The following is a 20,592-nucleotide window of genomic DNA, read 5'->3' on the forward strand; positions in this document are numbered from 1 at the left end:
TGACGTCAACGCCGTACTAGCAAGGTTCCGACATGAACTGGATCACAAACTACGTCCGTCCCCGGATTAATTCGATCTTCTCACGCCGGGAAGTCCCCGAAAACCTTTGGCACAAGTGTGACGAATGCGGCACGATGCTGTTCCACCGCGAATTGGCGGAAAACCAGAATGTCTGCACCCAATGTGATCATCATATGGCGATCACTCCGCGCGACCGGTTCGGGCACCTGTTTGACGGTGGTATATTTACCGAGGTCGATGTTCCCGCTCCCAAAGATGATCCGCTACAGTTCCGGGACCAGAAGAGATACCCCGACCGGATGAAAGCAGCGCAGAAGAAAACTGGCGAGCAAGAGGCGATGCTGGTCGCCAAAGGTGATATCGGACGTACGCCGGTCGTGGCAGCGGCCCAGGATTTCTCGTTCATGGGCGGCTCGATGGGTATGTATGTCGGCAATGCCATCATTGCGGCCGCGCAAGAGGCAGTGAAGTTGAAACGCCCGCTGATCCTGTTCTCGGCAGCGGGTGGCGCGCGAATGCAGGAAGGCATCCTGAGCTTGATGCAGATGCCGCGAACCACCGTGGCGGTTGAGATGCTGAAAGAGGCCAAACTGCCCTATATCGTTGTACTCACCCATCCTACCACCGGAGGCGTGACCGCTTCTTATGCGATGCTGGGCGACGTCCATATCTCGGAACCCAATGCGCTAATCTGCTTTGCAGGCCCGCGCGTGATCGAACAGACCATTCGGGAAAAGCTGCCCGAAGGATTTCAGCGCGCAGAATACCTGCTGGACCACGGAATGCTGGACCGGGTAACGAAGCGTACCGAAATGCGTGACGAATTGATCACGATTACCCGCATGCTGATGAATCAGCCTCCTGCGGTCAAAGGTGATTTGCCCGCGCCCACCCCCGAAGCCCCAGAGAAAGACGCGGATCAGGAATGACTTCGCCATCGTCAGACGTCATCCTTGATCGGATGATGGCGCTGCATCCCAAGATCATTGACCTGACGCTGGATCGGGTGTGGCGTTTGCTTGCCGCACTGGAAAGCCCTCAGACCAAATTGCCTCCGGTCGTGCATATCGCAGGGACAAACGGCAAGGGGTCTACGCAGGCCATGATCCGCGCCGGTATGGAAGGGGCGGGGAAAACGATTCACGCCTATACCTCTCCGCATCTTGCCCGGTTTCACGAGCGTATTCGGCTGGCAGGTGAGTTGATTTCGGAAGCCGAACTGACAAACGTCCTTGATGAGTGCTATGCCGCCAATGGTGGTGAGAACATCACCTATTTCGAGATTACGACCTGTGCGGCCCTGCTGGCCTTTGCGCGCAAACAGGCTGATTATACCTTGCTTGAGGTCGGCCTTGGCGGGCGCCTGGATGCAACAAACGTGGTGCACGAACCCGCCGTGACGGTTATCACGCCGGTTTCCATCGACCATGAACAGTTTCTAGGCGACACGTTGGGCAAGATCGCTGCCGAAAAAGCCGGGATCATCAAGCCGGGCGTCCCTTGTATCGTCGGCCCACAGCAGGACGAAGCGCTTGAGGTCATCGAATATACAGCGGCCCGTCTGGGTGCCCCATTGCTGGTACACGGTCAGCACTGGCATGTGACCGAGGAAAACGGACGTCTTGTGTATCAGGACGAAATCGGGCTGCGGGATCTGCCGCTGCCCAACTTGCTTGGCGCACATCAAATTCAGAATGCGGGTGCGGCAATAGCGGTATTGCGCCATCTCGAACTTGGTGATCAGGCCTATGAGGCCGCCGTTACCAAGGCCGAGTGGCCAGCACGGATGCAGCGTCTGAAATCCGGCCCGCTTGTTGAACAGGCCGCACAGGCCGAGCTGTGGCTGGATGGTGGGCACAATGCCGCCGCGGGAATTGCGCTTGCTGAAGTGCTGAGAAAATTACCGCAATCTCCGACACATTTGATCTGCGGAATGCTCAACACCAAAGATGTCGCTGGCTATCTTGCACCGCTTGCCACGCAGGCTCAAAGCCTGACCGCAGTGTCGATACCGGGTGAGGCCGCGACGCTTAGCGCTGAAGATACGGCGCAGGCTGCTGACCAGGTTGGCATGAAAGCCGACACAGCAGAGAGTGTATCCGCGGCCCTGCAGAAAATCACAGACCAAGACCCTCAGGCCCGTATCCTGATTTGCGGATCACTCTATTTGGCGGGCAACATCCTACGGGAAAACGGATAGGTCTTCACCTGGCGGAGGTACCTTGGGGAAGGCGCGCAAAACGTGACGGGGCAGCGCCCCTATGCCCCCCAATCTTCGGCTTGCATCTCGCGCAGTCGCGAGGCAGTGCGTTCGAACTCGAACGTCCCTTCACCCTCGACATACAACATCTCGGGCTCTGCGGCCGCCGAACAGATCAGGCGTACCCGCGCCTCATACAAGGCGTCAATCAACGTCACAAAACGCTTGGCCTCATTGAAATTATTCCGGGACAGGCGCGGGATGTCCTCCAGAACCAGAACTTTGACCGCCTCGGCAACGGCCAGATAATCTGCAGGGCCCAGCATCCGTCCGCACAGATCATAGAAGCTTGCTCGGGATATCCCGTTCCGAAAGGCCGGCAATTCGACAGCACGGCCATTTACCTGCAACACCAGCGGTTCCGCCGCACCGCCCGCGAGATCGTTCCAGACGGATCGGATATTCTGTCGAGCCTCGGGGCCGATCGGCGTGAAATAGACTGGCGCACCTTCAAGACGGTTCTGTCGGTAATCAGTGGGCGAGACCAGTTCCCATATCTGAAGCTGTTCCTTGATATGCGCGATGAATGGCAAAAAGAGCTGGCGGTTCAAGCCGTTCTTGTACAATTCGTCCGGGTGCCGGTTGGATGTGGTGATGACCACGACCCCGCCAGCATGCAAAAGATCAAACAGCCGCCCGACGATCATCGCATCGGTGATATCGGTGATCTGCATCTCGTCAAATGCCAGCAGTTTTACGGATTTGACAACCGAGTCCGCGACCGGTGCAAGCGCATCCTCAACTCCGTCCTTACGAGCTTTGTGCATTCCCGCGTGGATTTCCTGCATGAAAGCATGAAAATGGACGCGACGGGCAGGGATGTCGCCAAGCGCGTCGACAAACATATCCATCAACATCGACTTGCCACGACCAACTCCGCCCCACAGATAAAGTCCCTGGGGCGGCGGGGGTGTCTTGCGAAAGAAACCACGCTTGACCGGGGTAGCCAAGGCCGCGCGAATGCGTTCGAAATGCGGAAGGACAGCCTCTTGCGCATCGTCCCGCGTCAAAGTGCCATCGGCGATGCGTGTCTCGTAAAGCGATATCAAATCTGACATATCCCGAGGGATACCTTCACCTCTGGGCGTTGAAAAGCAGGCATTTTGAAGATGCATCAATTTTACTTATCCGCAACGTCAAAACTCCTGAATTGACCACGGTACAAATTTGGGTACCGTCGCGGCTCGGCCATTCCGAGGATTCAATGCCCCAACACGCCCGCTTGCTAAATCCGATCTTGATCGTCGGCTGCATCATTATCGCCGTCAGTTTTGCCGTGCGGGCATCCTTTGGCGTATTCCAGATCCCCATTGCGACTGAATTCGGCTGGCTGCGCTCCGATTTTTCGATGGCGATTGCGATCCAGAACCTCGCTTGGGGAATTGGACAACCCATTTTTGCCGCCATCGCCGAGAAGGTGGGGGATCGCCGTGCGATTGTGCTCGGGGCATTGACCTATGCAGCGGGCATGGTGTTGTCGGCGTGGTCCGTTACCCCGTTCGAGCATCAGATGTACGCCTGGCTTGTGGGCTTTGGGATTGCCGGCACGGGGTTTGGTGTCGTGCTTGCCGTAGTTGGGCGGGCGTCCTCTGATCATAACCGCTCTATGTCTCTGGCCGTCGTGACAGCGGCAGGAAGCTTTGGCCAGGTTTTGGGTGCTCCAACGGCGGAATGGCTTTTGTCTATTATGCCCTGGCAACAGGTTTTCATCGTGTTTGCCGTTGCCATCCTGGCACTGGTCATGACTCTGCCCTTCATGCGCGCCCCCCAAGCCGCAACCAAAGCCGAAATCGAAGAGAGCATGGGGCAAATTCTGGGCAAGGCCTTCCGGGACCCGTCTTATACCCTGATTTTCCTGGGATTTTTCAGCTGTGGGTACCAGCTTGGCTTTATCACAGCGCATTTTCCCGCTTTCGTTACCGAAATGTGCGGCCCGATTCAGCCGGGTGGAATACTGCATTCCATTGGTATAACGACAACTTCCGCATTAGGGGCTGTGTCGATTTCATTGATCGGGTTGGCCAATATCGGAGGGACATTGCTGGCGGGGTGGGCTGGAATGCACTTTCCCAAGAAATACCTTCTGGCCTCTATTTATACCGCCCGCACGCTTACAGCGGCGGCTTTCATAATCCTGCCGATCACGCCAATCACGGTCGTTGTATTCTCATTGGTCATGGGTTCGCTCTGGCTGGCAACGGTTCCACTGACCTCGGGGCTCGTCGCACATTTGTATGGGTTGCGCTACATGGGTACGCTTTACGGCATCATCTTCTTCAGCCATCAGGTCGGCAGTTTTCTTGGCGTCTGGCTTGGCGGCCGCATGTATGACCAGTACGGAGATTACACCTTTGTCTGGTGGATCGGCGTGGCCATCGGCGCCTTCAGCGCCATCGTTCACCTTCCCATCCGCGAGAACCGGCCGCTACCCGTCGCAGCCTAATCTAGCGGGCCTCTTCGCGGGTCAAAAGCCCCTCTGCCACCAACCGGTCTGCCCATCCTTGCGGGCCCTCAAAATGATGCGTTTGCCAGCCTCGCGCCTGCGCCGTTTCGATATTGTCGATCCGGTCGTCGGTGAACAACAACGCCTCAGGCGCCAGACCACAATCGGCTTCGACCATCTCGTAAATCGGGACATGCGGTTTCACTGTCTGCATGCGACCTGAAACATACAGCCGGTCGAACTCGTTGAGGAATGGATAGACCGTGGTTGCATACTCAAAATTCTGCACCCCGAAATTTGTGAGCGCAAAGACCGAGATGCCTTTGGCGCGCAGCGCACGTTGCAGTCGTACCGAGTGGGGAATTTCTGGCGTGGCCAATTCGATCCATTTGTCGTGCCACATCCGGATTTCATCCCGCCATTGGGGATATTTATCAGCCCAGCCATAGATGGTGTCCGTGAAGTGATGCCCCTGATCAACCAGATCATTCATTCCATGCAGGTCAACCTCGGCAAACATGGCCCGGCGACGGTCTTCACCAATAACCGCATCGTAGTACCGTTCTGGCTGCCATTCTATCAGGACATTCCCGATGTCGAAAACCACCGCTTCTATTGGCATGAATAATCCTTCTTAGAATCTCTGCTGGGGCTGACTGAATCAATCCTTGCTGCGCTTTTCAAGACAGGAACTGCAGCGCGCAGCGCTGCCCGGCCCAACCGGAGGGGACGCATCTCTGATGCGTCTGTGACGGGCGGGAGGGTCACGCCCTTAGTGCCGCCCGCAATTCCCGTTCCAACGCATCCAAAAACCGGGACCTATCGGCCTTGCCAAAAGGCTTGCCACCGCCCCCTGCGCCCAGAGGGTTTGCCGAACGCAGGTCTGCCATCAGGTCCCGCATCGCCAGTTGCTGGCCAATATTGGCGGCGGTAAAGGCCTCGCCGTTGTGACGTAATACACGCGCACCTGCTTCAACACATTTCGCGGCTAAAGGAATGTCAGAGGTCACAACCACGTCCCCTGTACCACAACGCTCTGCGATCCATTTATCGGCCTCATCCGCACCTGCGGACACGATCACAACCTGTACCAGAGGATTGGCCGAAGGCCTCAGGCCACCGTTCGATACCAGAGCCATCGGAATCTTATGTCGGGTCGCTACACGCTCGGCCTCGGCCTTCACTGGACAGGCATCTGCGTCTATGTACAGGGTTGTCACGCTTTCTTTGCCTGTTTCTCGGCAGGCTTCTTCTTGACCTTGAATTCCTCGGGGATGGGCATCCGGTTAAACGCATCCAGACCTGCGATCTTATAGGCCTCGGCCAAGGTCGGGTAGTTGAATGTGTTTTGAACGAAATAATCCACTGTGCCTTTCAGGTTCAATACAGCCTGTGCGATATGGATCAGCTCGGTCGCGCCTTCGCCTACGATCTGCACACCAAGAACCCGGCGGGTTTTCAGCGAAAACAGCATCTTCAACATGCCATGTTCCAACCCCATGATATGCCCGCGAGAAGTTTCGCGGAATCGCGCGACGCCAACCTCGTAAGGGATATCGCGCTCCTGTAACTCTTCTTCGGACATGCCGCAGGTGGATATCTCGGGCACCGAATAGATGCCGTAAGGGTACCAGGGGCTTTCCGGCAGGGTCGGGGTCTCCAACGCGTGACATGCCGCCACGCGCCCCTGCTGCAGCGAGGTTGATGCCAGCGAGGGATGTCCGATTACATCTCCGGTCGCATAGATATGCGGTACCGCTGTCTGATAGGTCTTGCGATCGACCTCAATCCGGTTGCGGTGATCGGTTGTCAGCCCGACCGCATCCAGATTCAAGGCCGAGGTCGCGCCCATCCGCCCGGCGGCAAACAGCAACATCTCGGCCCGGACATGCCGTCCATTCTCGAGCGTCACTTCTACGTGGCTACCTCCATCTTCGATCTTTTCAACGGCAGAGCCCAGCCGCAAATCCACACCGTTTTCGCGGATTTGGTGGGTAAAGTCGTGGATCAGCCGGCTGTCGATGAAATCCAGAAAGGTCTCGCGGGGTTCAATCAGGGTGACACGTACATCAAGCGCGGAAAACATCGTGGCATATTCCACACCGATTACACCGGCCCCGATCACGCATAGCGAGCGCGGTATCTCGGCCATCTCCAGAAAATCATCGCCATCGACGATGGTCTTCCCGTTGAAGGGCACATAATCGGGACGATAGGTCTTGGTTCCGGTGGCGATCAGGAACTTTGCGGCGGACAGACGTGTGGTTTCGCCTGCGTCGGTTGCAACCTCAATCTCGTGGGGACCGACAAATCTTGCCAGACCATTTAAGGTTTCCACGTGGTTCCGGTTGAACTGATGTTCAAGCACATCGACCTCATGGTCCAGCGTCATGTGCAGCCGAGCCTTGAGGTCTTCGGCCCGGATCTGATCCTTTACCCGGTACGAGCGCCCGTAAAAGCTGCGCTCGCGCCAACCAGACAGGTTCAGCACTGTCTCGCGGAGGGTTTTTGACGGGATGGTCCCGGTATGGACCGAGACCCCACCCAACCGATCCTTGCGGTCGATAACCAGCACCCGGCGTTTCAACTTGCCTGCCTGAATCGCCGCCGAACGACCGGAAGGGCCGGACCCGACAATGATCAGGTCATAGTCGTATTTGCTCATGCCTCAGTCTCCATACAGTGCTTCGGCGTGGAAAGTGATGTGGTCTTCCATGAAGGTCGACACAAAGAAGTAAGAATGGTCATAGCCGGGCTGCAGACGGAAAACTGCCTGTTGGCGACGTTCGGCTATCGCCTGGGCCAGCGCCTCGGGGCGCAACAGGTCGATGAACTGGTCATTGTCGCCGGCGTCGATCAGGACAGGGCCGTCGAAACCGGTGTTCTTCATCATCAGCGATGCGTCGTGCTTGGCCCATTGGGCCGCGTCATCGCCCAGATATGCCTTCAGTTGTTTGCGGCCCCAATCGGCGCTTGTTGGGTTAGAAATCGGTGCAAATGCCGAAACCGATCGGAACCGACCCGGTAGGTTCATTGCCAATGTCAGGGCGCCATGGCCGCCCATGGAATGGCCGGTAATGGCCTGGCGGTCTGCGTCGATTGCAAAGGTTTCAACCAGCAGAGCGGGCAATTCCTCGGCCACATAGTCCCACATGTTGAAGTGCGGTGCCCAGGGTGATTGCGTGGCATTCACATAAAACCCCGCGCCCTGGCCCAGATCGTAGTCCTCGTGATCGGCAACGCCTTCGCCGCGCGGGGATGTGTCAGGGAAAACAAGGGCGATACCCTGTTCCGCGGCCCAGGCCTGCGCCCCGGCCTTGGTCATGGCGTTTTCATGGGTACAGGTCAGACCAGACAGATACCATAGAACCGGAACCGGGCCGTCCTTTGCCTCGGCGGGCAGGAACAGTCCAAAAGTCATGTCGCATTGGCAGGCAGCCGAGGCGTGGCGATAGACGCCCTGGACGCCTCCGAAACAAGCATTTTCCGAAAGGGTTTCCATTTGGTTCCGTCCTTACGTTAGGTTCGCGCCATGGCTATCGTTACTCGGTCCGTGCGTAAAGTCTGTGTTCCTGCGGCCAGCGAGTATTTTCCCTATCTGTGGCTTAGAATGTTCCGGCTATGGCAATCACCAGCGGCAGTGTCAGGATGCTGACCACGGTAGACAAGAGAATTGCGGCCGAAGCCCGATGGGGTGCGACCCCGTAATAGGCCGCCAGCATATAGACATTCCCAGCGACAGGCAGTGCTGCCGCTGCAATGGCAACCGAAGCCGAGAAGCTTTCCGCCGGGATCAACCAGATTACGAAGACAGCAACGCAGAGCGGATGAATGATCAGCTTGCAAAAACTCAGCCAGGCGGCGATCTGCACACGCTCGGCGGATTTGCTGGCGAGCGATGCCCCTATCGCAAACAAGGCTCCCGGAGTGGCTGCCCCGCCCAGGATTGTCAGAAAATCGTTCAGTGGAACGGGCACGGGAATTTGGAAGGCTGACCACAAAAGCCCCGCTGAAATAGATACGATCATCGGGTTTTTCAGCAAACCGAGGCCAATCAACCGAAATGTTGCCGGCGTCAGCCGCCCATCGCGTCCGGCATTGATCAAAATCACGATCAGCGAGGAAAACACCACAAGGTCGACAGTCAATACCAGCATGACCGGGCCGATTGCTGCTTCGGTGAACAAAAGCGCAAGCATCGGCAGCCCCAGAAAGCCGACATTGCCGATCGCAGCGCATTGGGCCTCGACGGCAGAGGTTGGTATGTCAAGGCCGCGCATCCACGCGATCAGACTGGCCAGAGCATAAACCGTAAGCGTTCCCAGCAGATAGCCCGCGACCAATCTGCCGTCGAATATCTCGGCAAAGGGCAGGGTGGCGGCAAAGCGGAACAACATTGCCGAAAGTGCGAAATAGAACACGAATTTCGTCAGATAGGCCGTGGCTTCTTCCGAAAAGAACCGACTGCGCCCAGCCCAATACCCCAGGCCGATAATCGCAAAGAACGGCAGCGTACGCAGAAAAATATCAGCCATGGCCAGAGTGTTAGCACGGTTTTCTCTGGCGGCAACCCCTGGCCAATCAGGCCCCGCCGAACGAACTTCGCGGACTGACCTAACGGAAAAATTACCATAATCCCGCCTGCCCATGGCCGAAATCCTATGCGAATCGTTGTATCTGAACTGATCAGTTTATAGATTCGACGAATCCACCCCTGAAGGAGAGCGCATGTCCGAAGCAACTGCCATTTTGCGAACAGGCCGAAAATTTGATCAGGTCCTGCAAGGAGCCCGATCGGTGTTCATGGCAGATGGTTTCGAAGGAGCTAGCGTAGATGACATTGCGCGCGCGGCGGGTGTTTCCAAGGCGACATTGTACAGCTATTTCCCGGATAAGCGTCTTCTTTTCATGGAGGTCGCTCAGAACGAATGCTGCCGTATGGCCGAGAATGTCGTTTCGATGGTTGACGATACAAAACCCGCACGCGAGGTGCTGACCATCGCTGCGACCCAGCTGGCCGCATTTCTGGTGTCGGATTTTGCGCAGCAGGTGTTCCGCATCTGCGTGGCCGAGCAAGATCGGTTCCCCGAACTTGGCCGCGCCTTCTATGAGGCGGGGCCGCAAAATGGCACCCGGCAACTTGCAGAATATCTGCAAAAAGCGGTGAATAAAGGCGAATTGGTTATCGAGGACCTTCAATTTGCCGCTGAACAGTTTTCGGAATTGTGCAAGGTCCGCCTTTGGCCCCGATCCACATTCGGCATTCAAAGCAGCTTTTCAGAGGCTGAGATTGAAGAGGTCGCGCTGCAGGCTGTCGACATGTTCATGGCCCGTTACGGCGCCTGACATTTGGGTCGGATCGACTCGATTCAAGACATGGATGTGGAGGTCGATCCCTGAAGCCCGCGGCATTTAGGATTGAAGGCATTCAAGAGTTCGGACGCTCCTGCCCGGTGGCTTCGCCACTGCTTGGCTCTAATCGCCAAAGAACCGAAATCAGTTAGAAAACAGGCTCGACCAGGCAAATCATAACGCTGTACCTGCCCTCTTTTTTACTTCCTGATCGCTGGGCGGTGAACTCAGTTGACAATGGATTTTGTATTTTGGATACATTGGGCAGGGATTTCGCGGCGGTGACAGTCATCAAAGATTGTTCTGACTAGAAATTAGAACAACGCGAAAATCTGAAGAAAAAACATTTCTGGGAGAAACTCATGAAACTTAGATTGATGGCCGCAACTGCAGCGATTGCGTTGTCCAGTGCTGCGGCCCAAGCAAATACTTTGGTATATTGCTCGGAAGGATCACCCGAAGGCTTTGACCCGGCGCTATTTACCGCAGGGACAACCTTTGATGCCTCGTCACACCCGATTTACAACCGTCTGCTCGAGTTTGAGACCGGTACTACCAATGTTATCCCCGGTCTGGCGGAAAGCGTTGAGGCCAGCGATGATGGTCTGGAATATACCTTCAAATTGCGTCAGGGCGTCAAATTCCATTCGAATGACGAATTCACGCCGACGCGTGATTTCAATGCTGATGACGTGATCTTCTCGTTCATGCGCCAGAAGGATGAAGGCCATGCCTATAATCAGGTATCTGGTGGTACCTGGGAATATTTCCAGGGCATGGGTATGCCGGACCTGGTCGAGTCGATTGAAAAAGTCGACGACTACACAGTGAAGTTCACCCTGTCCAAGCCTGAAGCGCCTTTTGTGGCCAACATGGCGATGGACTTCGCCTCGATCCTGTCTGCGGAATATGCGGATGCGATGATGGCCGCGGGTACGCCTGAGAATCTGAACACAGCACCGATCGGGACTGGTCCGTTCTCGTTTGTAGCCTACCAGAAAGACGCGGTGATCCGCTATGCGCAGAATGCCGACTACTGGAAGGCCCCTGCGGATGTGGAGAACCTGATCTTCGCTATCACGCCGGATGCATCGGTTCGCTATCAAAAGCTGAAAGCGGGCGAATGTCATATCATGCCTTATCCGAACCCGGCCGACATTCAGGCGATGCAGGACGATGCAGATATCAACATGTTGGAGCAGGAAGGTCTGAACGTCGGCTACCTCGCCTACAACACCACCATGGCACCGTTCGACAATCCGAAGGTCCGCAAGGCGCTGAACATGGCGATCGACAAGAATGCGATCATCGACGTCGTGTTCCAGGGCTCGGGCCAAGTTGCCAAGAACCCGATCCCGCCAACCATGTGGGGCTATAACGACGCCATCACCGATGACGCGTATGATCCCGAAGCGGCCAAGGCGATGCTGGAAGCCGAAGGCGTATCCGACCTGTCGATGAAGGTTTGGGCTATGCCGGTACAGCGTCCCTATAACCCGAATGCACGCCGTATGGCCGAGCTGATCCAAGCGGATTTTGCCAAGGTTGGTGTCGACGTCGAAATCGTGTCCTATGAATGGGGTGAATACCTGTCGCGTTCGAAAGATCTGGACCGTGACGGAGCCGTTCTGCTGGGTTGGACCGGTGACAATGGCGATCCAGACAACTTCTTGGCGGTTCTGCTGGGTTGTGACGGACGCGAAGCCTCGAACCGGGCGCAGTGGTGCCACGAGCCCTTCGAAGAGCTGATCCTCAAGGCCAAGCAGTCCACCGATCAGGCCGAACGCACCAAGCTGTACGAAGACGCTCAGGTGGTATTCAAAGAGCAGGCGCCTTGGGCAACGATCGCACACTCGGTGGTCTTTATGCCGATGCGCAACGAAGTGCAGGGCTATAAAGTGCACCCGCTGGGCGGCCACATCTTCTACGGTGTGAGCGTCGAATAATTCATCACTTACCGACCGGAGCCGCCCGCGTGGCGGCTCCGGTTTCTTATTGGAGGTCGGCCCTGATGCCGAATTTGTCCGAGTACCGTCAACTGGCAAAGGACATGTCAGTTGATGCCGTGGCCCTTGTGCCCGGCCCGAATTTCACCCGCGCATTGGGAAAACCTTTCATGAGCCACGAACGGCCCTTTGTGGTCGTGGTCCCCGGCGAAGGTTCTCCTGCGGCCATCGTTCCCAACCTTGAGCTCGGCAGTTGGGACCTGGTTGGATTTGAAGGCGCCGTTTTCGACTGGTTCGACCAGACAGGGTATGATGACGCCTTTGCAGCCCTCGCCAAGCATATGCCGCTGACATCGCTGGCTGTGGAAGGGCAGGTGATGCGAGTCTTTGTGTCGAAGGCGTTTACCAACGCGTTACCGGACCTGCAGATTGTCGATGCCGAGCGTGAAATTTCTGGCTTGCGCATTATCAAGACAGAAGACGATATCGCAGCACTTCAAGCCGCGATCGACATCTCTGAACGCGCGTTAGAGCGCGTGATTGCGGATGTGCGCGTCGGTCAGACCGAATTGCAGATTGAACAGGCCTTGATTCAGGCACTGTTTGCGGAAGGCGCCGCCTCGCTGGCATTTTCGCCGATTGTTGCCGCCGGGGATAACTCGGCGCGGCCCCATGGTAAGGCGCGTGCGGATTACCAGATCAAACCGGGCGATGCGCTTTTGTTTGATTTCGGAGCCCGCAAACATGGGTTTGCCGCCGACATCACCCGCACGTTCTTTGTCGAAGAGGTCTCGGACGAGGGCAGGGCGGTCTATGACACCGTTCTGCGCGCCAATCTGGCAGGATTCAAAGCCTGCCGTCCCGGTGTCACGGCGCATGATATCGACGATGCCGTGATCGGCGTTCTCGAAGCGTCACCCTATGCCGATCGGATCCGCACCAAAACGGGCCACGGTCTGGGCCGCGACGTTCACGAAGCGCCGTATATCATGCGTGGAAACGACCAGAAAATCCTGCCGGGCATGGTTTGGACAAACGAGCCGGGCCTTTACGCGCTGGACAATTTCGGCGTGCGCATAGAAGATGACGTGCTTGTTACAGGGGATGGCTGTCGGTCGCTGACCCACTTTCCCAAAGATCTCACAATCATAGGTCGCTGATGTTTGGCTACTTTCTTTCTCGTCTCGGTATGTTCATTCCGACATTTCTGGGTGTAACGCTTATCTCCTTCATGTTCATTCGGGTTTTGCCCGGTGATCCGATCATCGTCATGGCCGGTGAACGCGGAATGTCCGAGGAACGCTATCAGGAAATGGTGGTCAAACTGGGCTTCGACAAGCCGGTCCTCCAACAATATTGGGACTATCTGACCGGCGTTATGCAGGGCGATCTGGGCGAAAGCTTTGTCACCAAGAAACCGGTTTGGGACGAGTTCTTTGCCCTGTTCCCAGCGACGCTGGAGTTGTCAATCTGCGCGATGATCTTCGCGGTGGCCCTTGGGTTGCCCGCCGGTGTCATTGCCGCAGTCAACCGGGGCAAATTCTTTGACCGGGCGCTGATGTCTTCGGCGCTGGTTGGGTATTCAATGCCGATCTTCTGGTGGGCGCTGCTGCTGATCATCGTGTTCTCGGGCAATCTGGGCTGGACGCCTGTTTCGGGCCGGATCGACCTTCTGTATTACTTCCCCAGCGTGACCGGCTTTATGCTGATCGACAGTCTTTTGTCGGGGCAACCCGGGGCATTCACGTCGGCTGTTCGGCATTTGATTCTGCCAACGATTGTTCTGGGGACGATCCCGCTGGCTGTCATTGCGCGTCAGACGCGCTCGGCGATGCTTGAGGTTCTGGGCGAGGACTACATTCGTACCGCGCGGGCAAAAGGCCTGTCACCCACTCGGATCAACGGGCTGCATGCTCTGCGTAATGCGTTGATCCCCGTGATTACGGTGATCGGCCTGTCGGTTGGAACTTTGCTGGCTGGTGCAATTCTGACCGAGACGATCTTTAGCTGGCCGGGCATCGGCAAGTGGATGGTCGACAGCATCTTCCGGCGCGATTACCCGGTGGTGCAGGGCGGTCTTCTGATGATCGCCGTGATCGTGATGCTGGTGAACCTACTGGTCGATGTCCTTTATGGCATCATCAATCCAAAAATCCGGAGGCGGTGATGGCTGAACTATCCGCAAATGCACCCAAAACCGAAGACCGCCCAAGCGCCTTGCGCGAATTCTGGTTTTATTTCAGTGAAAACCGCGGCGCGGTGATTGGCCTGTGGGTATTCGCTGCCTTTGTCTTTTGTGCTGCCTTCGCACCTTTGCTGGCCCCCTACGATCCAACCGAACAGTTCCGCGAGCATATCCTGCAGCCTCCGGCGTGGCAGGAAGGCGGCAGTTGGGCCTTCCCGCTGGGGACTGATCCGCTGGGCCGGGATATGCTTTCGCGGCTGATTATGGGATCTCGCTATTCCTTCTTTGTCGGGATCGTCGTGGTTTGTGTGGCCGTGTCAGGCGGTGTGGTTCTTGGCCTGCTATCCGGGTTTGCACCCAAATGGGTCGATACGATGATCATGCGCGTGATGGATATTATCCTGTCCTTTCCGTCGCTGCTGCTGGCACTGGTTCTGGTCGCCATTCTGGGCCCGTCTCTGACCAATGCAATGATCGCCATCGCCATTGTGTTTCAACCACATTACGTGCGCCTCACCCGCGCCTCGGTTCTGGCCGAACGGCAAAAGGATTATGTGACCTCGGCTCGTGTGGCCGGTGCAAGCAAGGCACGCCTGATGTTCAAAACCGTGCTGCCGAACTGTCTGGCGCCGATCATTGTCCAGGCGGCGCTGTCCTTCTCGACCGCGATTCTGGATGCTGCGGCACTTGGCTTTCTGGGCATGGGGGCGCAGCCGCCAACGCCCGAATGGGGCACGATGCTGGCCGAAGCGCGCGAATTCATTCTGCGCGCCTGGTGGGTGGTAACTTTCCCGGGCCTGGCCATTCTGGTCACGGTGCTGGCAATCAACCTGATGGGCGACGGTCTGCGCGACGCGCTGGACCCCAAGCTGAAGCGGAGCTGACGACATGAGCCTGTTGGAAATCCGAAATCTTTCGGTCGAGTTTGCTACAGCGTCGGGTGAATTCCGCGCTGTGGATGGCGTTGATCTGTCTGTCAACAAGGGCGAGTTGATGGCCATTGTCGGGGAAAGCGGCTCGGGGAAATCCGTGTCAATGCTGGCGCTGATGGGGTTGCTGCCATGGACGGCGACAATCACTGCAGATGAAATGAGCTTTGAGGGTCGCGACCTGACCAAAATCTCGGCACGGGATCGGCGCAAGATCATCGGCAAAGATATTGCCATGATCTTTCAAGAGCCGATGTCTTCGCTAAACCCCTGTTTCACGGTCGGTTTCCAGATCAAGGAAGCACTGCGTATCCATTTGGGGCTAAACCGCAAAGACCGTCATCAGCGCGCGATTGAGCTGTTTGACCTGGTGGGTATCCCGGCACCCGAGAGCCGTCTGAATACATTCCCTCACCAGATGTCGGGCGGCATGAATCAGCGGGTCATGATCGCGATGGCGATTGCCTGCACCCCGAAACTTCTGATCGCGGACGAACCCACTACCGCGCTTGATGTAACGATTCAGGCGCAGATTCTGGATCTGTTGGTCCGATTGCGCGATGAGCAGGGAATGGGCCTTGTTCTGATTACCCATGACATGGGTGTTGTGGCAGAAACCGCCGAGCGGGTTCAGGTCCAATATGCCGGTCAAAAGGTCGAGGAACAGCCGGTACGCGATCTGTTCCGCACACCCCGCCATCCTTATACCTCAGCTTTGCTGAACGCTTTGCCTGAACGGGCAACTTCGAAATTGCTGCCGACGATTCCAGGTGTTGTTCCTGGTCAATTTGACCGTCCCAAAGGTTGTTTATTCAGCCCGCGATGCCAATTCGCCGATGACTTGTGCCGGAACACACCACCCGCTCCGCATGGAGCAGATTTCGGCAAGGCCCGCTGTCACCACGTCAAGGAAATCACCGCTGGAGAATTGGCATGACCGCCCCGATCGTTCAGGCAAACGCGTTGGCCCGGCACTATGAGGTCAAAGGGGGATTGCTGTCGAAATCGGCAACGGTCAAAGCCCTTTCCGGTGTGGATTTTGCCCTAGAGCCTGGCAAGACGCTGGCCATTGTAGGAGAGTCCGGGTGCGGTAAATCCACCCTCGCTCGCGTCGTGACGATGATTGAAGAGCCCACTTCGGGAACACTGACCATCGACGGCGTCGATATCACCCCGTCAAAATGGGCTGAGATGCGCAAAAACGTGCAGATCGTGTTTCAGGATCCCTATGGTTCGCTTAATCCGCGACAACGGATCGGTCAGATCCTGCAGGAACCTCTGATCATCAACCGGCCCGATTTGACCGCTGCGGAACGGGAAACTCGCGCGCGCGAAATGATTGATCTTGTCGGTCTGCGCCCCGAGCATTATGATCGCTACCCCCACATGTTTTCGGGCGGCCAACGGCAGCGGATTGCGATTGCCCGAGCCCTGATGCTGAACCCCAAGGTTCTGGTTTTGGATGAACCGGTATCGGCGCTGGATGTTTCGATCCAGTCACAAATCCTGAACCTGCTGGTTGAACTGCAAGAGCGTCTGAACCTGGCCTACCTGTTCATCTCGCATGACCTGTCGGTGGTGAAGCATTTCGCTGATGACGTAATCGTCATGTATCTGGGGCGCGCAGTCGAGAAAGCTCCGAAAGAACAGTTGTTCGCGGCGCCCCGGCATCCTTATTCCAAAGCGTTGTTGTCGACGACACCGCGTGCCGACCCCGAGGCGCGTAAGGAACGGATCAAGCTGGAAGGTGAGTTGCCCTCACCGATGAATATCCCCAAAGGATGTGCCTTTGCTCAGCGATGCTGGCTGGCAACTGACGAATGCCGTGCAGCACCACCCGATCTGCAAGGAACAACCCATCAGGCTGCGTGCCTGCATCCGCTGGGTTAGGTTAGCTCTCGGAACTGCGCGTTGCGGTGACCATCGCAAGCAAATGGTCTTTTGTGCGCCCAATATGTTGGGTCAACAGCGCGCAGGCTTCCTCAACGTGCCCATTCTCGGCCAGCGTCAGCAGTTGGCGATGGTCCTTTTTTGCGGGCTCGCGTTGTTCCATAACGCTCAGGTGCATACGGACATAGCGATCGGACTGTAGATTGATCCGTTGTAGTATATCATTGGTGATCCCACGGTCTGCTGCAGCGTAAAGCGCATTGTGGTATTCGTAGTTCAAACCACCCCACCGCCCGACATCATAGGCTTCGTAGGACGTTTCCATTTCGTCCAGAAACCTTTCGCATTCGGCAAAATTTGCTTCGGTCATCTGTGGAATTGCACGCCTGAACAGATCGACCTCCAACATTATCCGCAGGTCAAATATCTCACCGATTTCTGACAGCGAATGTCTTGTCACCGCAGCGCCGCGATTGTTGGTCAGCTGCACAAGACCCTCTGCATCAAGCCGTTTTAACGCTTCTCGTATGGGCATGCGTGACACGTCATAGTCTTCTGCCAATGCTTCTTGACGGATGGCTTCACCTTCTGCCATCTCACCGCTTAGAATCCGCTCGCGCAGGTCATTTGTGATGACATCGGGCAAACTTTGCCTGGGAATTGCGCGGGTTCTTGGCATTGTTACAGTCTCTGCTGGTGTAATTTTGTATCCAAAATACAAAATAGACACCGGTTTTCCAAGAGCCTTGCATTCACTAATGAATATAAAGTGTTGATTGATTTCAAGCCGCCTCGGCTGCCACAGTAAAAATGGTCACGTTCTATAAGGATTAAACATGAAAGAGGATCGTATGGATAATCCGCGCTTTTTGCCAAAAGGCGCAATTTCCGTGGACGTTTCCTATGACGGGCCGCCCAAGGCCTTCTATTTTCTACTTTTACCCAACACGACGATGCTGGCTTTCAGTGCCGCGATTGAGCCTCTGCGCATATCAAATCAACTGTCCAGAAAGCAGCTGTTCGAATGGTACGTGCTCTCCACCGACGGAGAACCCGTGACCTGTTCCAACGGCATACGTGTTCAGGCGGATCACTCGGTTCATGACCTGGAGAAGGGAGCGTTTGTCTTTGTGTGTTCCGGAACGCAACCGATGAGGTCTTTCAACACAAATGTCCTGAACTGGATTCGGCGACAAAAGGCGCATGGATGTGAGTTCGGTGGGATTTGTACCGGTGCATTTGCTTTAGCAAAGGCGGGCGTGATCGGAACCAGAAACTTTACCGTCCATTGGGAAAACCGGCCTGGCTTTTGTGAGAACTTCCCAACGATGGAGCCGACCCAGAATCTCTATGAAATTGACGGGAAACTTAGAACATGCGGGGGCGGGCACGCCAGCACTGACATGATGCTTGAAGTTATCGAGGAATTGTTTGGAAACGCCTTGGCGAACAACGTTTCGGAAATGTGCCTGCACAGAAGGCTGGGAGAAGGCGGTAGCAAACAGGTATCGCCGGTTTCGGCGCTTTTGGGCACGCGAAATGCCAAATTGATCGAAGCGGTGCAAATCATGCGCGAGAATATTGAAACGCAGCTCAGCCTCGAGGCAATAGCGGATCAGGCGTCCCTGTCCCGGCGGCATATGGAGCGGCTGTTCAGGCAGCACACTAACATGTCGCCGGGACGGTTCTACAATGAACTCAGGCTGGACCGTGCTTTTGCCCTGTTGAATGAAACAAACCTGAGCGTTTCTGAGATAGCCTTTGCATCCGGGTTTTCCAGTACGGATAGGCTTTCTGTGCATTTCCGGAACCGATTCAGAATATCACCGCATAATTTCCGGCGCTCATGGTCCGAGGAAACCCACCCAGAATAACTGGATGAGCACCACTTGATAGGTCCCAGGGACTATCCCTGTATGACGTTCTGACGTTGAACCCCCAGACCTTCGATTCCCAGTTCCATCTTGTCACCAGGTTTGAGGTAAACCTGCGGATTTTGCCCCAGACCCACACCGGGGGGTGTCCCGGTCGAGATCACGTCGCCGGGTTGCAGTGACATGAACTGCGACAGGTGCGAGATCACCGCTGTGACACTGAAATGCATCGTTCTGGTCGAGCCATCCTGATACCGATGCCCGTTCACCTCAAGATACATTGGCAGGTCTTGGGGATCAGGGATTTCGTCCCGTGTCACCAGCCAGGGACCGATTGGGCCGAACGTATCTGCGGATTTACCTTTGACCCACTGACCTGAACGGTGCAGCTGAAAATCCCGTTCTGACAGGTCATTGATCACACAATATCCTGCCACATGGGCCAGTGCTTCATCCTCCGAGATGTATTTTGCTTCTTTTCCGATGACGACGCCCAGTTCCACCTCCCAGTCGGTCTTGACTGACCCGCGGGGGATTTCAACCGTGTCATCGGGGCCTATGATGGCGGATGTCGCTTTGAAAAAGACCACCGGCTCAGCAGGTAGGTCCATGCCGCTTTCGGCCGCGTGATCGGCAAAGTTTAAACCGATGCAGATGAACTTTCCGACACGTCCAACACAGGCGCCGATACGGCTGTCGGCATCGACGGGTGGCAGCGTTTCAAGATCCAGCGCGCGCAGCCGTGCAAGGGTTTCATCGCTAAGCGCTTCCCCAGCAATGTCGGCGACGATCCCCGACAGGTCCCGGATAGTGCCGTCTTTATCAACTATGCCCGGCTTTTCCGCGCCTGCTGGGCCGTATCGTAGCAATTTCATTTCACATTCCTCATTTGCTTCAAATCGTCCAGCCGCCATCAATGGCAAAGGGCTGTCCGGTTGTGTATTTGCTGGCATCGCTGGCCAGATAGAGCGCAAGTTCCGCGATCTCATCTGCGGTTCCGATGCGGCCCATGGGTTGCCGCGCGATAAAATCAGTCATTGCTTTCTCGTAATCCCCAGTTGCGCGCAACCGGTCGTGCAAGCTGGGGCTGTCGACAGTGCCGGGGCAGATCGCATTGCACCGGATGCCTTGTGTGACGAAATCAGCTGCGATCGATTTCGTCAGTCCGATTACGGCGGCTTTCGAGGCGCAGTATGCAAACCTGTTTGGAACGCCCTTCAACGAAGAGGCGACCGAAGACATGTTGATGATAGACCCGCCACCATGTTCCAGCATGGTTGGCAGGGCACATTGGATCAGCCGGTACATCGATTTGACGTTCAGCTCAAAACTGAAATCCCAGTCACGTTCATCACATTCCAGAATGGACCCGCCAGCCACATATCCTGCGCAGTTGAACAAAACATCCAACGGGGGCGTGTCCGCGACGAAGGCCTGCACTGCCGCCGCATCGGTTACGTCAAGTTTTACCGACGTAACGCCTTGGATATTTTGCAACTCTGCCAGAGAGGTATCATTGATGTCGCTGGCAAAAACCTGTGCACCTTCGGCGGCGAACAATTCGGCAGTTGCACGCCCTATGCCCTGTCCCGCAGCGGTGATCAGAGCAGTTTTTCCAGCCAGACGGCCAAGGTTTTCGGATGATGTCATATCTATTTCACTCTCCTTCTAAAATCCAAGCTTCGGGGAACC

Annotated in this window: 20 protein-coding genes; 11 read left to right on the forward strand and 9 right to left on the reverse strand. The window is 56.1% G+C overall.

Annotation, left to right across the window (positions count from 1 at the left end):
• Positions 1–32: 32 nt before the first annotated feature.
• Both accD and AC2FIP_RS10460 read left to right on the forward strand, forming a co-directional pair.
• Positions 33–950, forward strand: coding sequence for an acetyl-CoA carboxylase, carboxyltransferase subunit beta (gene accD, locus AC2FIP_RS10455; RefSeq protein ID WP_496689318.1), 918 nt, complete (start codon positions 33–35; stop codon positions 948–950).
• On the forward strand, positions 947–2,221 hold the full coding sequence (locus tag AC2FIP_RS10460) for a bifunctional folylpolyglutamate synthase/dihydrofolate synthase (protein ID WP_496786297.1): 1,275 nt from the start codon (positions 947–949) through the stop codon (positions 2,219–2,221). Before accD ends, AC2FIP_RS10460 begins: the two co-directional genes overlap by 4 nt.
• Before the next feature lie 59 nt (positions 2,222–2,280).
• Here AC2FIP_RS10460 and zapE read toward each other — a convergent pair whose 3' ends face one another.
• The gene (gene zapE, locus AC2FIP_RS10465; RefSeq protein WP_496786299.1) at positions 2,281–3,339 is read right to left on the reverse strand and encodes a cell division protein ZapE; all 1,059 of its coding nucleotides are present in this window, start codon (positions 3,337–3,339) and stop codon (positions 2,281–2,283) included.
• 146 nt (positions 3,340–3,485) lie between these two features.
• On the opposite strand from zapE, the gene AC2FIP_RS10470 reads away from it, so the two are divergent.
• Positions 3,486–4,724, forward strand: coding sequence for an MFS transporter (locus tag AC2FIP_RS10470; RefSeq protein ID WP_496786301.1), 1,239 nt, complete (start codon positions 3,486–3,488; stop codon positions 4,722–4,724).
• A gap of 1 nt (position 4,725) precedes the next feature.
• Here the strand turns inward: AC2FIP_RS10470 and AC2FIP_RS10475 are convergent, their stop codons facing one another.
• From AC2FIP_RS10475 to AC2FIP_RS10495, 5 genes are all read right to left on the reverse strand, one after another.
• Positions 4,726–5,346 carry an HAD family hydrolase gene (locus AC2FIP_RS10475; protein WP_496786304.1) on the reverse strand — a complete coding sequence of 207 codons (621 nt, stop codon included), beginning with the start codon at positions 5,344–5,346 and terminating at the stop codon, positions 4,726–4,728.
• 142 nt (positions 5,347–5,488) lie between these two features.
• On the reverse strand, positions 5,489–5,944 hold the full coding sequence (locus AC2FIP_RS10480; protein WP_281972917.1) for a YaiI/YqxD family protein: 456 nt from the start codon (positions 5,942–5,944) through the stop codon (positions 5,489–5,491).
• Positions 5,941–7,389, reverse strand: coding sequence for a Si-specific NAD(P)(+) transhydrogenase (gene sthA, locus AC2FIP_RS10485; RefSeq protein ID WP_142636327.1), 1,449 nt, complete (start codon positions 7,387–7,389; stop codon positions 5,941–5,943). The genes AC2FIP_RS10480 and sthA overlap by 4 nt, the downstream gene beginning before the upstream one ends.
• Before the next feature lie 3 nt (positions 7,390–7,392).
• Entirely contained in the window at positions 7,393–8,226 is an 834-nt protein-coding gene (fghA, locus tag AC2FIP_RS10490; protein ID WP_496786306.1) for an S-formylglutathione hydrolase, read from the reverse strand.
• A gap of 103 nt (positions 8,227–8,329) precedes the next feature.
• Positions 8,330–9,259, reverse strand: coding sequence for an AEC family transporter (locus tag AC2FIP_RS10495; RefSeq protein WP_142636323.1), 930 nt, complete (start codon positions 9,257–9,259; stop codon positions 8,330–8,332).
• A gap of 193 nt (positions 9,260–9,452) precedes the next feature.
• On the opposite strand from AC2FIP_RS10495, the gene AC2FIP_RS10500 reads away from it, so the two are divergent.
• The 7 genes from AC2FIP_RS10500 (at position 9,453) to AC2FIP_RS10530 (ending at position 17,026) form a co-directional block, all read left to right on the forward strand.
• The gene (locus AC2FIP_RS10500) at positions 9,453–10,070 is read left to right on the forward strand and encodes a TetR/AcrR family transcriptional regulator (RefSeq protein WP_142636321.1); all 618 of its coding nucleotides are present in this window, start codon (positions 9,453–9,455) and stop codon (positions 10,068–10,070) included.
• Positions 10,071–10,438: 368 nt separating this feature from the next.
• The gene (locus AC2FIP_RS10505; protein ID WP_496691598.1) at positions 10,439–12,022 is read left to right on the forward strand and encodes an ABC transporter substrate-binding protein; all 1,584 of its coding nucleotides are present in this window, start codon (positions 10,439–10,441) and stop codon (positions 12,020–12,022) included.
• Between the two features lie 65 nt (positions 12,023–12,087).
• Positions 12,088–13,182 (forward strand): M24 family metallopeptidase, encoded by a 1,095-nt coding sequence (locus tag AC2FIP_RS10510; RefSeq protein ID WP_271948866.1) that lies wholly within the window; start codon positions 12,088–12,090, stop codon positions 13,180–13,182.
• Positions 13,182–14,189 carry an ABC transporter permease subunit gene (locus tag AC2FIP_RS10515; RefSeq protein WP_142636316.1) on the forward strand — a complete coding sequence of 336 codons (1,008 nt, stop codon included), beginning with the start codon at positions 13,182–13,184 and terminating at the stop codon, positions 14,187–14,189. Before AC2FIP_RS10510 ends, AC2FIP_RS10515 begins: the two co-directional genes overlap by 1 nt.
• Entirely contained in the window at positions 14,189–15,091 is a 903-nt protein-coding gene (locus AC2FIP_RS10520) for an ABC transporter permease subunit (protein ID WP_185956667.1), read from the forward strand. The genes AC2FIP_RS10515 and AC2FIP_RS10520 overlap by 1 nt, the downstream gene beginning before the upstream one ends.
• A 4-nt stretch (positions 15,092–15,095) precedes the next feature.
• The gene (locus AC2FIP_RS10525) at positions 15,096–16,073 is read left to right on the forward strand and encodes an ABC transporter ATP-binding protein (protein ID WP_142636312.1); all 978 of its coding nucleotides are present in this window, start codon (positions 15,096–15,098) and stop codon (positions 16,071–16,073) included.
• Entirely contained in the window at positions 16,070–17,026 is a 957-nt protein-coding gene (locus tag AC2FIP_RS10530; protein WP_496697000.1) for an ABC transporter ATP-binding protein, read from the forward strand. The genes AC2FIP_RS10525 and AC2FIP_RS10530 overlap by 4 nt, the downstream gene beginning before the upstream one ends.
• Before the next feature lies 1 nt (position 17,027).
• On the opposite strand, the gene AC2FIP_RS10535 is transcribed toward AC2FIP_RS10530, so the two are convergent.
• Positions 17,028–17,705: a GntR family transcriptional regulator gene (locus AC2FIP_RS10535; RefSeq protein WP_496786309.1), complete on the reverse strand. Its 678-nt coding sequence runs from the start codon at positions 17,703–17,705 to the stop codon at positions 17,028–17,030.
• A 157-nt stretch (positions 17,706–17,862) separates the two neighbouring features.
• On the opposite strand from AC2FIP_RS10535, the gene AC2FIP_RS10540 reads away from it, so the two are divergent.
• A complete protein-coding gene (locus tag AC2FIP_RS10540) occupies positions 17,863–18,900 on the forward strand; it encodes a GlxA family transcriptional regulator (RefSeq protein ID WP_246097212.1) in 1,038 nt (345 codons plus the stop codon).
• A gap of 32 nt (positions 18,901–18,932) precedes the next feature.
• On the opposite strand, the gene AC2FIP_RS10545 is transcribed toward AC2FIP_RS10540, so the two are convergent.
• A complete protein-coding gene (locus tag AC2FIP_RS10545; RefSeq protein ID WP_496693755.1) occupies positions 18,933–19,775 on the reverse strand; it encodes a fumarylacetoacetate hydrolase family protein in 843 nt (280 codons plus the stop codon).
• Between the two features lie 19 nt (positions 19,776–19,794).
• Positions 19,795–20,550, reverse strand: coding sequence for an SDR family oxidoreductase (locus AC2FIP_RS10550; protein WP_496749811.1), 756 nt, complete (start codon positions 20,548–20,550; stop codon positions 19,795–19,797).
• Positions 20,551–20,592: the final 42 nt, after the last annotated feature.

It is taken from the genome of Ruegeria sp. CDSB114, assembly GCF_059611025.1.

What these genes read in the sequence shown, in the direction of transcription:
- accD (WP_496689318.1), top strand. Translation starts at nt 33, where the DNA reads ATGAACTGGATCACAAACTACGTCCGTCCCCGGATTAATTCGATCTTC.
- AC2FIP_RS10460 (WP_496786297.1), top strand. Translation starts at nt 947, where the DNA reads ATGACTTCGCCATCGTCAGACGTCATCCTTGATCGGATGATGGCGCTG.
- zapE (WP_496786299.1), bottom strand. Translation starts at nt 3,339, where the DNA reads ATGTCAGATTTGATATCGCTTTACGAGACACGCATCGCCGATGGCACT.
- AC2FIP_RS10470 (WP_496786301.1), top strand. Translation starts at nt 3,486, where the DNA reads ATGCCCCAACACGCCCGCTTGCTAAATCCGATCTTGATCGTCGGCTGC.
- AC2FIP_RS10475 (WP_496786304.1), bottom strand. Translation starts at nt 5,346, where the DNA reads ATGCCAATAGAAGCGGTGGTTTTCGACATCGGGAATGTCCTGATAGAA.
- sthA (WP_142636327.1), bottom strand. Translation starts at nt 7,389, where the DNA reads ATGAGCAAATACGACTATGACCTGATCATTGTCGGGTCCGGCCCTTCC.
- fghA (WP_496786306.1), bottom strand. Translation starts at nt 8,226, where the DNA reads ATGGAAACCCTTTCGGAAAATGCTTGTTTCGGAGGCGTCCAGGGCGTC.
- AC2FIP_RS10495 (WP_142636323.1), bottom strand. Translation starts at nt 9,259, where the DNA reads ATGGCTGATATTTTTCTGCGTACGCTGCCGTTCTTTGCGATTATCGGC.
- AC2FIP_RS10500 (WP_142636321.1), top strand. Translation starts at nt 9,453, where the DNA reads ATGTCCGAAGCAACTGCCATTTTGCGAACAGGCCGAAAATTTGATCAG.
- AC2FIP_RS10505 (WP_496691598.1), top strand. Translation starts at nt 10,439, where the DNA reads ATGAAACTTAGATTGATGGCCGCAACTGCAGCGATTGCGTTGTCCAGT.
- AC2FIP_RS10510 (WP_271948866.1), top strand. Translation starts at nt 12,088, where the DNA reads ATGCCGAATTTGTCCGAGTACCGTCAACTGGCAAAGGACATGTCAGTT.
- AC2FIP_RS10515 (WP_142636316.1), top strand. Translation starts at nt 13,182, where the DNA reads ATGTTTGGCTACTTTCTTTCTCGTCTCGGTATGTTCATTCCGACATTT.
- AC2FIP_RS10520 (WP_185956667.1), top strand. Translation starts at nt 14,189, where the DNA reads ATGGCTGAACTATCCGCAAATGCACCCAAAACCGAAGACCGCCCAAGC.
- AC2FIP_RS10525 (WP_142636312.1), top strand. Translation starts at nt 15,096, where the DNA reads ATGAGCCTGTTGGAAATCCGAAATCTTTCGGTCGAGTTTGCTACAGCG.
- AC2FIP_RS10530 (WP_496697000.1), top strand. Translation starts at nt 16,070, where the DNA reads ATGACCGCCCCGATCGTTCAGGCAAACGCGTTGGCCCGGCACTATGAG.
- AC2FIP_RS10535 (WP_496786309.1), bottom strand. Translation starts at nt 17,705, where the DNA reads ATGCCAAGAACCCGCGCAATTCCCAGGCAAAGTTTGCCCGATGTCATC.
- AC2FIP_RS10540 (WP_246097212.1), top strand. Translation starts at nt 17,863, where the DNA reads ATGAAAGAGGATCGTATGGATAATCCGCGCTTTTTGCCAAAAGGCGCA.
- AC2FIP_RS10545 (WP_496693755.1), bottom strand. Translation starts at nt 19,775, where the DNA reads ATGAAATTGCTACGATACGGCCCAGCAGGCGCGGAAAAGCCGGGCATA.
- AC2FIP_RS10550 (WP_496749811.1), bottom strand. Translation starts at nt 20,550, where the DNA reads ATGACATCATCCGAAAACCTTGGCCGTCTGGCTGGAAAAACTGCTCTG.